Source organism: Pseudoalteromonas sp. NZS127_1 (assembly GCF_015864295.1).
Classification (GTDB): domain Bacteria; phylum Pseudomonadota; class Gammaproteobacteria; order Enterobacterales; family Alteromonadaceae; genus Pseudoalteromonas; species Pseudoalteromonas arctica.
Genome location: NZ_JADYXO010000012.1, coordinates 125,054 through 139,327, shown reverse-complemented (window position 1 = coordinate 139,327; position 14,274 = coordinate 125,054). Strand labels below are relative to the sequence as shown.

The 14,274-nt window shown below is 40.6% G+C and carries 15 protein-coding genes; 8 read left to right on the top strand and 7 right to left on the bottom strand.

The window, feature by feature from the left end; genetic code table 11:
• Positions 1 to 342: 342 nt before the first annotated feature.
• Both I6F50_RS12550 and I6F50_RS12545 read right to left on the bottom strand, forming a co-directional pair.
• A complete protein-coding gene (locus I6F50_RS12550) occupies positions 343 to 765 on the bottom strand; it encodes a TIGR02444 family protein (protein WP_165741370.1) in 423 nt (140 codons plus the stop codon).
• Positions 749 to 2,671, bottom strand: coding sequence for an ATP-binding cassette domain-containing protein (locus I6F50_RS12545; RefSeq protein ID WP_165741371.1), 1,923 nt, complete (start codon positions 2,669 to 2,671; stop codon positions 749 to 751). Before I6F50_RS12545 ends, I6F50_RS12550 begins: the two co-directional genes overlap by 17 nt.
• Before the next feature lie 132 nt (positions 2,672 to 2,803).
• Here I6F50_RS12545 and I6F50_RS12540 point away from each other — a divergent pair, with 132 nt between their 5' ends.
• Positions 2,804 to 3,007, top strand: a complete 204-nt coding sequence (locus I6F50_RS12540; protein ID WP_007378899.1) for a YheV family putative zinc ribbon protein — start codon at positions 2,804 to 2,806, stop codon at positions 3,005 to 3,007.
• Positions 3,008 to 3,039: 32 nt separating this feature from the next.
• Here the strand turns inward: I6F50_RS12540 and I6F50_RS12535 are convergent, their stop codons facing one another.
• Both I6F50_RS12535 and I6F50_RS12530 read right to left on the bottom strand, forming a co-directional pair.
• Positions 3,040 to 3,255, bottom strand: coding sequence for a SlyX family protein (locus I6F50_RS12535; protein WP_007378900.1), 216 nt, complete (start codon positions 3,253 to 3,255; stop codon positions 3,040 to 3,042).
• Positions 3,242 to 4,240, bottom strand: coding sequence for a WD40 repeat domain-containing protein (locus I6F50_RS12530; RefSeq protein ID WP_197120232.1), 999 nt, complete (start codon positions 4,238 to 4,240; stop codon positions 3,242 to 3,244). The genes I6F50_RS12535 and I6F50_RS12530 overlap by 14 nt, the downstream gene beginning before the upstream one ends.
• A 215-nt stretch (positions 4,241 to 4,455) precedes the next feature.
• On the opposite strand from I6F50_RS12530, the gene fkpA reads away from it, so the two are divergent.
• The gene (gene fkpA / locus I6F50_RS12525) at positions 4,456 to 5,208 is read left to right on the top strand and encodes an FKBP-type peptidyl-prolyl cis-trans isomerase (protein WP_197120231.1); all 753 of its coding nucleotides are present in this window, start codon (positions 4,456 to 4,458) and stop codon (positions 5,206 to 5,208) included.
• A 65-nt stretch (positions 5,209 to 5,273) separates the two neighbouring features.
• On the opposite strand, the gene I6F50_RS12520 is transcribed toward fkpA, so the two are convergent.
• A complete protein-coding gene (locus tag I6F50_RS12520) occupies positions 5,274 to 5,744 on the bottom strand; it encodes an Rsd/AlgQ family anti-sigma factor (protein WP_007582240.1) in 471 nt (156 codons plus the stop codon).
• Between the two features lie 530 nt (positions 5,745 to 6,274).
• On the opposite strand from I6F50_RS12520, the gene hemE reads away from it, so the two are divergent.
• A complete protein-coding gene (gene hemE / locus I6F50_RS12515) occupies positions 6,275 to 7,339 on the top strand; it encodes a uroporphyrinogen decarboxylase (protein WP_002961084.1) in 1,065 nt (354 codons plus the stop codon).
• Between the two features lie 95 nt (positions 7,340 to 7,434).
• Here hemE and sthA read toward each other — a convergent pair whose 3' ends face one another.
• Positions 7,435 to 8,865, bottom strand: a complete 1,431-nt coding sequence (sthA, locus tag I6F50_RS12510) for a Si-specific NAD(P)(+) transhydrogenase (RefSeq protein WP_197176402.1) — start codon at positions 8,863 to 8,865, stop codon at positions 7,435 to 7,437.
• A gap of 13 nt (positions 8,866 to 8,878) precedes the next feature.
• On the bottom strand, positions 8,879 to 10,012 hold the full coding sequence (locus I6F50_RS12505; RefSeq protein ID WP_197176401.1) for a fatty acid desaturase: 1,134 nt from the start codon (positions 10,010 to 10,012) through the stop codon (positions 8,879 to 8,881).
• A 126-nt stretch (positions 10,013 to 10,138) separates the two neighbouring features.
• On the opposite strand from I6F50_RS12505, the gene fabR reads away from it, so the two are divergent.
• From fabR to I6F50_RS12480, 5 genes are all read left to right on the top strand, one after another.
• Complete coding sequence (gene fabR / locus I6F50_RS12500; protein ID WP_007582233.1) at positions 10,139 to 10,762, top strand: HTH-type transcriptional repressor FabR; 624 nt, start codon at positions 10,139 to 10,141, stop codon at positions 10,760 to 10,762.
• 129 nt (positions 10,763 to 10,891) lie between these two features.
• Positions 10,892 to 12,079: a hypothetical protein gene (locus I6F50_RS12495; RefSeq protein WP_231613015.1), complete on the top strand. Its 1,188-nt coding sequence runs from the start codon at positions 10,892 to 10,894 to the stop codon at positions 12,077 to 12,079.
• Positions 12,080 to 12,088: 9 nt separating this feature from the next.
• On the top strand, positions 12,089 to 12,745 hold the full coding sequence (locus I6F50_RS12490) for a peptidoglycan-binding protein (RefSeq protein ID WP_197176397.1): 657 nt from the start codon (positions 12,089 to 12,091) through the stop codon (positions 12,743 to 12,745).
• A 1-nt stretch (position 12,746) separates the two neighbouring features.
• On the top strand, positions 12,747 to 13,109 hold the full coding sequence (locus tag I6F50_RS12485; protein WP_197141319.1) for a hypothetical protein: 363 nt from the start codon (positions 12,747 to 12,749) through the stop codon (positions 13,107 to 13,109).
• A 94-nt stretch (positions 13,110 to 13,203) separates the two neighbouring features.
• Positions 13,204 to 14,274 carry a hypothetical protein gene (locus tag I6F50_RS12480; protein ID WP_197141317.1) on the top strand — a complete coding sequence of 357 codons (1,071 nt, stop codon included), beginning with the start codon at positions 13,204 to 13,206 and terminating at the stop codon, positions 14,272 to 14,274.

Sequence of the window (14,274 nt, the reverse complement as noted above, 5' to 3'; positions counted from 1 at the left end):
TTAAATCCAGAGAAAAAAGAAGCAATGCGGGCGGCATAAAATTTAATTTGATGCGACAACTAACTTGAAAAACTCCGAAAGCGAAGCGCCTCTTAACCTCTTTGTGAGTAAATTACTTAAAGGTCTTTGCGCAAAAAGAAGAAAAAGAGAAGAAAATTAGGGCAGGGTAATAAAATGCTGAGCTAAACAACCGCTCAATATTTATATTTTTATCTAAGTAATCTAGTTTGTTTTCCTCTAAAAGCGAAGCGCCTCTTAACCTCTTTGTGAATAAATTACTTAAAGGTTTTTTGCACAAAGAAAATAGAATGAGCAGTGGAGGAGGGTATAAAAAGTCGCAGCCTAAGTGGCTTTCATATACAGCTCAATATTGTTTGGTTCTGCATGCTCGATTAATTCAAACTCATTTACTGCTTCAATCAACATATGTTGCTGTTGTTTTTCAAGCTTTAGCTCAGTGCTTAGTAACTCTGCGCGTATTGTGGCGTAATCACTTATCGTATTCTGGTTAGCTTTTAAATAGCTACGAGCAGCGCGCAGAGGCTGTAATGCATAAGTATCAAATTCACTAACTACTTGCGTTAACTCATTTAGCTGTTGGGTATTAATACTTAAATTTAATGAATCTAAATAAAGTAGCAATAAGCATAAATTAACGTTTTTTCCTTGCTGGTTTTGTAGTGCCAGCAAGGTTGTTTGTTGCTCAGGCTTTGCGTACAAAGTGCACGCAAACTGCCAAAAATGGTCGCTATTGAGCAAGTTCATCGGTGAATGCCTGTTCTTTTTCTTCCATTTCTTCAAGTGCCATAAGAAGCTCTTCTTCAACGTCGTTAAGTTTTGGCGTAAGGGTTGCTTGCTTGGCTAATAACTCTTTAAGCTTGGTTTTGTTGTCGTCGTTGTACATTTCGTTATCACCTAAGGTCACTTCAACTTCACTTAATTCAGCGGTGAATTTATCGAGTTGCTTTTCAAGCTTTTCAATTTGCTTTTTAAGTGGCTGAATGGCTTTTCTAAACTCAGCCTCTAAGCGCTTTTGCTCCTTACGATTAACACCTGGGTTTGCTTTAGGCTCGTCGGTTTGCTGCGCTTTAACCGCTTCTTTATTCGCATTAAGTAGCCATTGGTAATATGCATCTAGGTCGTAACCAAACTGGGTTACTTTGCCGTCATCTACTAAGTAAAACTCATCGGCGGTATTTTTAAGCATATGGCGATCGTGCGATACGGTAACCATAGCGCCTTCAAAACCTTGTAGTGCCATAACAAGTGCATGGCGCATTTCTAAATCAAGGTGGTTAGTTGGCTCATCGAGTAGTAATAAGTTTGGTTTTTGATATACCAACATGGCAAGTACTAAACGTGCTTTTTCGCCGCCCGAAAACGGGGCTACAGGCTCAAGCGCTTTATCGCCAATGAAGGCAAAGCCGCCTAAAAAGTCACGTAGTGATTGTTCAGTGGCTTTTGGGTCTAGTCGTTGTATGTGCGTTATTGCACTGGCTTTTAAATCAAGAGATTCAAGCTGATGCTGCGCAAAATAACCAATATTTAATCCATGGTGCTGAATAACTTCGCCCGCTTGCGGCTCTAAATCACCAGAAAGCAGTTTAATTAACGTTGATTTACCCGCGCCATTTCGACCAAGTAAAGCAATTCGGCTACCTGGTACAAGGTTTAGCTCTATATTATTTAAAATAGTGACGTCACCATAACCCGCTTTGGCTTTATCTATTGTCATTAGTGGGTTTGGTAATGCTTTTGGCTCTGCAAACTCAAAGTTAAATGGCGAGTCGGCATGTGCTGGCGCTAGTTTTTCCATGCGTTCAAGTGCTTTTACACGGCTTTGTGCTTGTTTAGCTTTACTGGCTTTTGCTTTAAAGCGCGTTATAAACTGCTCAAGGTGCGCAATTTGATCTTGTTGCTTATCAAACATCGCTTGTTGTTGTAGCAAGCGCTCTGCTTTTTGGCGTTCAAACTGCGAGTAGTTACCTTTGTACACGTTGATAAGCTGCTTATCTACGTGCCAAATTTGATCAACCACCGCATCTAAAAACTCACGGTCATGTGATATAAGTACAAGGGTGCCGGTATAAGCACGTAAAAAACGCTCAAGCCAATAAACGGCATCTAAATCAAGGTGATTTGTTGGCTCATCAAGAAGTAGTAAATCGGCGTCGCGTATTAATGCTTGGGCAAGGTTTAAACGCATACGCCAACCACCCGAAAATGAGCTGACAGGGTTTTCTATAAGGTTATTGGCAAAGCCTAAGCCGTGTAATAGCTCACCGGCGGTTGATTCAATGCTGTAGCCTTTAATGTTTTCAAGCTGAATATGTACTTTGGCTTGTGTGTCGCCATCGTTGTTTTTCTCGGCCTCACGCAGTGCTATGCGCATTGCGTAGTATTCTGGGTGGCCTTGAAGTACATAATCAATCGCGCTTATTTCAAGTGCAGGTGTCTCTTGCTTAACAGAGGCAATAGACCAATCTTTTGGAATGCTGCAGTTACCGGCATCTAATTGCAGTTCTGATTTTAGTAAACCAAATAACGTTGATTTTCCGCAGCCATTAGCGCCAACAAGGCCTACTTTGTGCTCTGGGAATAACGTAGCTGATGCGTTTTTTAATAAGGCTTTACCGCCACGAAGTAGTTCTATTTCTGAGATTTGGATCATGAATGCGTTACTTTGCTGTGCCCTTGTTAAGTTGGCGCTATCATAACATAGAACTTAATGCTCTTATCAAGCGTATCAACAAGTGAAGTTATACGATAAAATAGCGGCAGTTCAAACCACAGGAAAAATGTTGTGAGACAAAAGAAGCGATTTATTGCTGGTGCATCGTGCCCTGACTGCAAAGCCATGGATACTATGATGCTATACAGAGAACATGATGTTGAAAAAGTAGAGTGTGTTGAGTGTGGTCATAAAATGGCGCAACCCGATAACGCTGTTCAGGCGTCTACTCGCCAATTTGAACAAGTAATTGGTGTATTTAAACCGGGCGACTAACCCGGTTTTTTATTGCCTAATTTTTACCGGTTTTAGTAATGCGGTGGAGGCGGCTCAGGTGCTTCAGACATCATAGACGATGATGACTGCGACTCTTTAATCTTCTCTGCTAGCAGCTCAGTTTGGCGTTTCATTTTTGCTAACAGTTGCTGGTGCACTTTTATTTCATCATTTAAGACTTCAATCGTTTCGTCTTGAAAAGCCACTTTGGCTTCAAGTTCCATTAAGCGATGTTCAATTGTGTTCATTATTCTCTCGTATAATAAATCGCTCTGCGATACCGCTGGAGCTTTCGGTTAACAACGACTTACCGTTATCTGTAAATGTCACATCTAGCACCACCGCCGATTTAGGCTTACTGCCTTCGCGCGGGGTAACCTGCCAAGTTTGAATCTTTTCACCGCTTGGTATTTGCCACAAATCTACGCGCTTATTTGGCGAGCCGGTTGCAAGCAAAGTGCCTTGTTCGTTAAAACGCACAGCAGTAAAAATTTTCTGACGCGCAATATACTTCAGTTTACTCACAAGATCACCTGTAGTCAGCTTCCATACATTTGCTTGTGCCATACTGTCGGCCGTAAACGCATAGCGACCCTGTGGATCGAGCGTCACTTGGGTAACACGCGTTGGGTGATTAAAACGATGAATTACTTGCCCTGTACGTGTATCCCAAAAGTAAGCAACATAATCGTTAGAGCCACTTAAGGCGTAGCGTCCGTTAGGTGATAGGTCAACGGTGTTAACTTTATCTTGATGACCTAAAAACTCAATACGACGTCCGGTTTCTAGGTTTACAAATACGACAACGCCGTCGCTACGGCCGTATAAAACACTACGGCCTTGATTGCTAATAGCAATATCGCGAATACTGGCTTTTTGTATTTTGTAATAACCTTTATTTTTGCCTGTGGCTATATCCCACACAGCAAACGTGGTTTTTTCGGCGGTAACAGCCACGCTGTTATCAAAAGCAATAGCAACGGCGTATACCAAACTGTCTTGAGCTTGCTGCTGAAACCATTGGTATTTTAGTACCTGCTGTTGATTATCCCACAGGGCGACCCCATGGTTGATAGAGGAGATCAAACTGTATTTACCATCGTTTGAAAGTGTTGATGAAAACGCACCTTGTGCAGCATGTTCGTAACTTGCTACAGCGTGTTGCTTTTTATCGGTACAGGCGATGGCTAAAAAACAGCTAAATACGATTAAAAAAGTACGAAATATCGACATATTACAGGTATTTCCCCTTAACTCTTAGTGACTGAGAGGTTAGACTAGGACGCGTTAAATGCCTAGGTTGTTTGTCTAATCACTGGATATGTTTTTAGTTTAGCTAACAATGTGGAATTTAGTCATTAAACAAGCAGCCTATCATGTGGGCCGTTAATCTTTAACTAGTAATAATACATTAAAATGACAACTGCAAAGTGTGTCGGAGATTTAAAATGAAAAAGACGATTAGATTGTCATTGATTGCAGCGTCAGTTTTAGCGCTTACAGCTTGTAATCAAGAAGCAAAAAAAGAACAAGCTGAAGTTAAATTAGACACTGTAGAACAGCAACAAGCATACGGTATTGGTGCATCTGTAGGTAACTTTTTAAATAAAGACCTAGCAGACAAAACAGAAATTGGTATTGAGCTAGACCAAGCACTTCTAATCCGTGGTTTTGAAGATGCACTTGCTGGTAATGCAAAAATTGACGAAGAAAAAATTCGCGAAGTATTAACTGAACTAGATACATCAGTACGTACTAAGCAAGAAGAAAAAGCAAAAGTAGAGTCTGAAAAAAGCAAAGAAGCGGGTGTTAAATACCTAGCTGACAACGCTAAAAAAGAAGGCGTTACAGTAACTGAGTCTGGCCTGCAGTATGAAGTACTTAGCGAAGGCGATGGCGATGGCGAAAAGCCAGTAGCAACAGACGTAGTTAAAGTACACTACAAAGGTACTTTATTAGACGGTACTGAGTTTGATAGCTCATATGCACGTAACGAACCTACAACTTTCCCTCTTAACCGCGTAATTGCTGGTTGGACTGAAGGTTTACAACTTATGTCAGTGGGTTCTAAGTACAAGTTCACTATTCCTTCAGAACTTGCTTACGGCGACCGCGACTTAGGTAAGATTCCAGCTAATTCAACACTTGTATTTGAAGTTGAATTACTTGAAATTCAAAATGAAGAAGCACCAGCACAATAATAAGCTTATTGTGTAAATGCAAAAAGGGACCTTAGGTCCCTTTTTTAATATGCGTAAATAACATATTAGTTTGCGTGATTAGAAAACAAGTTATCAATAAGCTCATCTTCAAGTGCAAAGCGTGCTTCTAATGCCTCACCAATAACAGACAAGTCATCATCAAAACCCTTTAACAAGTCTTCTTTGTCTACTTCAGCGTACTTATCATTAAAATCTAACGCTATGTCGGTTGTACTGGAAATACGCGGGTAAATAGAGTTTGCAAGCTCTTGGCTCTGTAAGCCCTTTTTTTCACATGCTTTTGCTATATCGTCATACACTTCAAAATGGCCCGCAGATAGGTAATCCATTAAAAGTTGGCAAAATGATTCAATTAGTTTTGGCTCTGGCAATGCTTGATCTTGTTTTTCGTACGGCGTAAAACCTGCAATTTTGCAATAAAGTACAATAAGGTCTTGGCGTTCGTTTAGCCATTTATCAATTACTGTGTGGCTACCACCCCATTTTTGTTGAGCTTTTTCTACACGCGTCAGCATAACTGTTCTCCTAGCTGGGTTGGTCTTTCAATTAGAATATAATAAGTTTATGTACATCAAGATATATTTAATTTGCGAGTATATCAACAAGTAAAGTTGAGCTACTTTGAGGGGTGTACCTTTTTATATAATCTAAGGCGAGGGATTTTATTTTAGGCAAGAAAAAACCACCAGTTACGGTGGTCTAATTTCTTTCAGTGACTTGTTATAACAAGCTTTCTTATTTTTATGAGATGATTTTTATTGTTATTATTTTAAAACATTTATTTTTATTGTTTTAAGATTTTTATTATTTTTTTTGTTAACGCGGGACAAACAATAACAAGGTTTTTGTAATGTTGCAAACATATTAATAAAAAGTTTTAAATGTTATTCTTTTTTGCTTACTTTATAGTCAAAATGGATTAAAGCACGCCATTATATTGATCTGCCTCTAGGTAAAGCTGTTTTCGTCCCTAAGCAATAGAGGGTCGGAGAATATGGTGGTACAATCTTGCACAATTTATACAAGTCTTAGGATCATTTACGCCATGAGCGAATTAAAAAACGACCGTTATTTACGTGCACTTGCAAAACAACCTGTTGATGTAACTCCGGTATGGATGATGCGCCAAGCAGGACGCTATTTACCAGAGTATCGCGCTACACGTGCACAAGCGGGCGATTTTATGAGCCTGTGCCGTAATGCTGAACTTGCATGTGAAGTAACACTGCAGCCACTACGTCGCTACCCGTTAGATGCCGCTATATTATTTAGTGATATTTTAACGATTCCAGATGCGATGGGTTTAGGTCTTTACTTTGAAACTGGCGAAGGCCCTAAGTTTGAACGTCCTATTTCATCACTTGCTGATGTTAAAAAAATTCCAAAGTTAGACCCTACAGACGAGCTTGGCTACGTAATGAACGCAGTAAGCACTATTCGTCGTGAACTTAAAGGTGAAGTACCGCTTATTGGTTTTTCTGGTTCACCTTGGACGCTAGCAACTTATATGGTTGAAGGCGGTAGCAGCAAAGTATTTGGTAAAATCAAAAAAATGGCGTTTGCAGAGCCGCAAACACTTCATTTATTACTCGATAAGTTAGCTGACTCAGTTATTGATTATTTAAATGCTCAAATTAAAGCTGGCGCGCAATCGCTAATGGTATTTGACTCATGGGGTGGTGTATTAAGCCCGCGCGATTACAACGAATTTTCACTGCAATATATGCATAAAATTGTAGATGGCTTAATTCGTGAATACGATGGTCGTAAAGTACCGGTTACTTTGTTCACTAAAAATGGTGGTCAATGGATTGAAGCTATTGCAGCAACAGGTTGTGATGCAATTGGTCTTGATTGGACTATTAATATTAGCGACGCTAAGCGCCGTGTGGGTGATAAAGTAGCGCTACAAGGTAATATGGACCCATCTATGTTACACGGTACACCAGAGCGTATTCGCCAAGAAGTAGGCACTATTTTAGAAGACTTCGGTACAGGCAATGGCCACGTGTTTAACTTAGGCCACGGTATTACACCAGATGTAGACCCTGAAAATGCTGGTGTATTCATTAATGCAGTACATGAGCTAAGTGCTAAGTACCATAAGTAATAGCTACTTAAATAAACTTTAAAACTGTTTAAAAGTAAAAAACCCGCTAAGTTGCGGGTTTTTTGTTACCTATTTATAAAGGCTTTTAAAACTACTTATTTAAATAAGCGATTTAAACCATTTAATGCCGCAACACGGTAGGCTTCAGCCATGGTTGGGTAGTTAAATGTGGTATTTACAAAGTAGTCGATATTATTGCCACCATTTTTTTGCTCCATAATGGCTTGGCCAATGTGAACAATTTCAGAGGCACGCTCGCCAAAACAATGTACGCCAAGTACTTCTTTGGTTTCAGTATGGAATAATATTTTTAAACTACCTACTTCAGTACCAGCAATTTGCGCGCGAGCCAAATGCTTAAACTGTGCACGGCCAACTTCATACGGTACTTTAGCGGCTGTAAGTTCTTGCTCTGTTTTACCTACTGAGCTCATTTCTGGAATGGTATAAATACCAGCCGGAATATCGATAATCAGGCGGTCATCACAGTTACCACACGCAATGGCGTCAGCAGCTATACGACCTTGGTCAAACGCAGCACTTGCAAGGCTTGGGTAGCCAATTACATCACCAACAGCATAAACGTTATCAATTTCTGTTTGGTATGTTTCGTTCACTTTTAGCTGACCACGGCTGTCGGCTTTTAAACCAATGGCTTCAAGGTTTAGCGTATCAGTGTTACCAGTACGGCCATTAGCAAATAAAATACAGTCAGCTTTTACGCGTTTGCCTGATTTTAAATGCATAATAACGCAGTCGTCACGCGTCTCTATTCGGTCAAACTCTTCATTATGACGAATAACAATACCGCTATTCCAAAAGTGATAACTAAGCGCATCAGATATTTCAGCATCCATAAAAGCAAGTAGTCGGTCGCGTGTATTAACTAAATCAACTTTAGCGCCTAAACCTTTAAATATAGAAGCGTACTCACAACCAATTACACCAGCGCCGTATATAAGTACGCGATGAGGATCGTGTTTAAGACCTAAAATAGTGTCGCTCTCATAAATACGAGAATGCGTAAAATCGACTTCTGGTGGGCGATAAGGGCGTGAGCCCGTTGCTATAACAATCGTTTTAGCGGTCAGTCGCTCGGTTGAACCATCATTTCTTTTTACTTCAATTGTGTGCTTATCTACAAAGCTCGCATCACCTTGAAACATATGAATGCGGTTGCGATCGTAAAAGCTGCTACGTAAATTAGATTGTTTAGAAATAACAGAACTGGCATGACGTAAAATATCAGGAAATGTTAAGCGACTAGGGCGCTCGCCAATATTAAATAACGGGTTTGCTTTGTATTCAATATAACGGCTAACAGAGTGGCGAAGCGCTTTTGAAGGAATTGTTCCCCAATGAACACAACCACCACCAACGGCTTCTTGGCGTTCAATAACCGCTACTTTTTTGTCATTTTTTGAAAGGTTCATGGCGGTACCTTCACCGCCAGGACCCGTGCCAATAATTATTGCATCATATTGGTATGTCACGGGTACTTTTTTTTGTTCTGGTTGTTTGGCCACAGCCACTCCTAAATTAATTAAAAGAGGCTTTTAATAACCTCGCATTAAGTGCTAGCCATGCCTGTTTTTGATTTTCCCAGGCGGCTTCCAACTCATGGTATTGTGCCATTAATGCTGAGCGTTCACACTGCTTTGCCATGTTATTTTTTTTAACTTCTAACACTTGTTTTTGTAGTGAACAATAATTTTGCAGTTTTTTCAGCAGTAAATCGTACTCTTGTTGTAATAATGTAATCTTATCTTGTGCTAAAGGCAATTTTGCAAGACGCGTTTGCGTTTTGCTCATTAGCGTTTCGGCCTTTGCTTTTTCGATGCGTTCAACTGGCGTACGCTTTAATTTATTAGCTAAACCAACAGCTGCTAAAGAGCGAATCATCCATTTTGTTGGATCGTAATGAAACCATTTAATACCGTTACGATAGTCGCTTGCAAAAATATGATGGAAGTTATGGTAACCCTCGCCATAAGTAAATAATGCTAAAAAGCCGTTATCGCGTGCTGTATTTTTTTCGGTGTATGGGCGAGAACCCCAAATATGTGCAACCGAATTAATAAAAAAGGTAAAGTGTTGGCTTAGTACTAAGCGTAGTAAACCTGCAAGAATTAACATACCCCATACATCGCCTACTATTAAGCCAAGTGCGAGTGGCAAACCTACGTTCATAGCAATAGCAAGTTTTAAGTAGTGCTTGTGTTGCCACATAACCACTTTATTACGTTGTAAATCACGACAATTACTATAGTCGTTATAGCTATCGCCTTGGTAGTCACGTAACATCCAGCCAATATGGCTGTACCAAAAGCCATTAGTAGCTGCGTAAGGGTCTTTTATTGGGTCGTCAACTTGGCCGTGGTGTATACGGTGATCGCTACTCCAGTGCAAAGCACTGTTTTGTAGTGCAAAAGCACCGCCAAGCGCAAAAATAAATTCAACCGCAGGGTGTGCGTTATAGGTTTTATGTGCCCATAATCGGTGGTAACCGGCAGTAATTGATAAGCCTGCATAAAACATGCAGCCAACAAAAGCAATCCAATGCGCGCTGGTAAATCCGTAGCTAATGGCGTACCAAGGTACAAGTGTGGCAGCCGCCAAAAAGGTTAGGCTAAAAAATAGGACGTTTGTCCAAATAATCGGTGGTTTATTCATAATTCTCAATCTCAGCGTACAACTGTAAGCTAAAATAGTATTTCAAACTCTCGTCGTCAAGTATTAGACTGTACAATTGAGCTAATATCACTAAATATTCATATAAAATAATTCAGGGAGCTGTTGATGTCGGGTGTTAGAGCGCAACAGAAACAAAAAACACGACAGGCGTTAATTCAAGCGGCATTTAATCAGCTGAGTGCTGATCATAGTTTTTCGAATTTAAGTTTACGCGAAGTAGCACGAGAAGCCGGTATTGCCCCGACTTCTTTTTATCGTCATTTTAAAGACATGGATGAACTCGGTTTAACCATGGTAGACGAAGCAGGTTTAACCCTTCGCCAACTTATGCGCCAAGCACGTAGACGAATAGCAAACGATGGCGGCAGTGTTATAAATACCTCGGTTGTTACGTTTATGGAATTTATTGATAACTCAAGCAATCAATTTAGGTTATTACTACGTGAACGCTCTGGGACTTCTAAAGCATTTAGAGCCGCTGTAGCCCGCGAGGTAAAACATTTTATTTTAGAGTTGGCTCACTATCTAGAAAGCGAAACTAAGTGCAACGCTATGCATGCCTATATTCAGGCGGAATCTATGGTAACGCTCGTATTTAATGCGGGTGCAGAGGCGCTCGATATAGAAGGATTGCAACGCGACGAATTGATTGAGCGCGTTATTTGGCAGCTGCGTTATATTACTCGTGGAGCCGGGCATTACGTAAGAGAAAACACTGAACAAAGTTAGCAAATTTAAAAATTCATTGTAGATTTTTTGTGCCTATTTCTTTATATTAACGCACTATAATAACGGCATACCTTTTAGCCGTAACTAAATAATAAATAAGTCTCTTATTAAGAGAAAGCGAGGATGCAAATGCTCACCAAGGATCCGGTGAACTTAAATTACCCCCCACTATTTGAGCAACCACATAATGAGCCTGAAAATTCAGAGCCTGTGGTTACATTCTCTTATTTAAGTCGTGCTCAGCTTTGCAAACTTCCTAAAGTGTTGCAAAGGCAACTGCAAGACAACCTGTTTGGTGCGCTAGATAAACACCAAGCTGCGCGATTACGCGACGACACTCGGTGCCAATATTGGGCTAAAGACAAAGAGTGGAAAAAGGTACCATATTCTCTGTTTAAGCAAGCTAGTACACGCCTAGCTGTTTACCCAAAACAAACTCAAGCACCAACAAAGTACTCGGGCGCGGTTAATAATGGTTCAATTACATCATCGCAAACAGCGTTGCAAAATAATACTTTTATAAATAACACAGTAATGACGCCAAGCACTTCTGCATTTATAAACAGCCAATCAGCTGCGCAAAATAGTCCGCAATTTATAAATCAGCAAAGTTATAATCAAAAACCTAAAAAAGCAGCGCAACCTATACAACAGCATGCGCCCGCTGTACGTATTTATAAGCCAGAGCTAAACAGCACAATGCTATTAAAAGCATCGCACACTGTTAGGCAAAATTTTACAACCCACGTACTTAGCGCCGCCGAAACCGTAGAGCAACTCGCCCAGCAATATACCGGCTATAAAAATGCCAATTTAATTTACGATTACAACCTAGGTTATAGCGAGCGAAAACCTGCTAAAGCAGGCACAAGCTTAACAGTACCCAATGGTTGGAAACTCAATATAGAAGGCTCATGCAGTAACAGCCGCAGTGTAGTTATTCAGTGGCAAGGGCCAACTAGTGGGCAAATAACGCTACAACTAGAAAAAAAGCGCCCAGACGAAGTCTCGTTTTGGCAGCACTACGCTGAAGTAAAACCGGGGGTTTATAATGTTACGGTAACGGCCAGTGGCGCAACCGACATCACCACATTTATTGTTGAACAACCCACTTTAGCCTACGAAATAGAACTACTCGGCGAAACCGGCGAGCCACAAGCCAACATGGGCTACAAAATACGCCTACGCAACGGCCACATTATTACCGGGCAACTTGACCAAAACGGTTATGCCAACGTATCAGGCCCCGACTTTGAAAACGCTAAAGTAAGCTTTTTTGAACTCGATAGCGAAGATTGGTCTGTAGGCAAAGTTTAAGGATACACAATGACCCAACAACACACTGTAGCTCAAGGTGAAACGCTATTGCGCATAGCAAAGCAATACGGCTACCAAACATCTAAAGCGCTTTACAACCACCCAAGCAACGCAGAGTTTAAAGCCTTACGCCCAGACCCAAACTTAATTTACCCGGGCGATAAAATTACTATTCCGCCAAAAAAAGAAAAGTTTATACCGCTGCGCACCAACAGCATTAATAGCTTTGTTGTACAAAACGAAAAAGAGTATTTTCGCCTGCAAGTATCGTACGACGACGGCGATAACGTAGCCGGTAAACGGGTAGTACTCAACATTGGTAGCCAAACAATAGATATCGTCTTGCAAAGTGATGGGCTTATCGAAGTAGAACTTAATAATAACGATGCCCTTACTGGCACCGTCGATTTATACCTAAATGAAGGCGATACCACACCAACTAAAAGCTTTGCGGTACAAATAGGCAATTTAGATCCAATCGACACGCTTTCGGGTGTGCAAGGCCGGTGCAATATGCTTGGGTTTGATTGTGGTACGGTTGATGGTGTTATGGGTAAAAAAACTCGCATTGGTGTAAAAGAATTTCAGTACGAGCACGATCTCGACATAGACGGCATACCAGGCCCTAAAACCAAAGCAAAACTACAACAAGTATTTGGGAGTTAGTATGAGTACCCCGCACAGTATGGCAATGGTAGTAAATAACATAAACCCGTTAACTATGGTTAAGCCTGCTTTTGTATTTATGTATCAGGTTGATCCAAATACGCCAAAGTATGACAAAGAGCAGCTTATACTTATAAATAAACAACATAGCTGGCAACAAGTACAATCTATAGCCAGTGTAAGGCTTGATTCCACGTGGGTAAAAATAAAATTTACTAATATCCCTCAAAGTGGCAACTTTGATTTAATGCAAGACCCAAATGATGGTCAACCAGCTTATTATATTTTCGACAATGTCCCATTCAGTAAGCTTTACAAGCAAACGCCAGAAACCGTTTTAATGGCAGAAATAGTAGAAGAGTAAGTACGAGCACTTTGACTCAATAACACAAGTTTTAATGAGTGCGCTTATTTATATTACCTCGTAAATAAGTGCATGTAGTAAAAGGATAGTTTTAATGACGTTTTTAAAAAATCACAGAATGCTTTGCGCCCTCAGCGTTTGTTTTAGCTTATTGCTAAGCGGTTGCTCAGAGCCCTCATCGCAAAGTTCACCACAAGTAGAGGTTGATGTTGCTAAATACCCATGGGCTAAAGAGCATAAAAACCATCCAGAGTGGCCACTAGACATACGTGAAGAGGTGTATGGCGATGCCGATACATTTTCAACCCCGCGGTTAATGTTCTGGAATAAATACAAATACAGCGAAGTACGCACGCTGTGGTCATCACGCCTTGATGGCTCAGATAGGCGCCGTATTATTCCTGAGAAAATATTTACTCAAATGGAGCCTGCGGGATTGCATCCACCAGCACGCTCACCAGATAACCGTTATATAGCTATTTCGGGTTATATAAATGACCGAGCGACTCGCCAGTTATACGACACCAAAGAAAAAAAACTCATTACCATGTCTGGCGGGGGTGGTTACCCGTGGTTTAACTGGACCTCAGACAGTGAAAACGTCATTTTTTACTCAGATGGCAAAAACTTTAATTACCATGTACCAACAGGGGATCTAACCCCTCGACCTCAAATTCACCACAGCGGCGCTGCTTTTTTACTCCCGGGAGATAAAGAATTTTTAGCCATAAAGCACGATGGCTTTTGGATACATAAGTTTAATGGTGAAATAGTACGCAAAGTTAATTTTGGTTTTCCGAAAGCGTGGGAGATGAAAAACCACCGTATTTCACCGGATGGTAAATATTTAGCGTTTATGACTCATTTAAGGCCAAAAGCACATTTTCATTGGGTTAATATTGCTAACCCTGAAATAAAACATTCAGAAATAGGGGAAGGTAATGGCGTTATTTTTTCTCCAGAGGAAGATTACCAATTGCAGTATGTAACAACGTTTTCAAAAGAGCGTGGTGAAAACGGCTTATATCCTTCAAGGCGTATAATAAGAACAAAAAATATAGTGACCGGTGAGCAAGCTGAGGCGCTAGTAAAAGAAAAGAGAATTTGGGGTCTGGATACATTAGGTCCAATAGCTGTTACAAATTTAGCAGCAGAAGGAAAATAA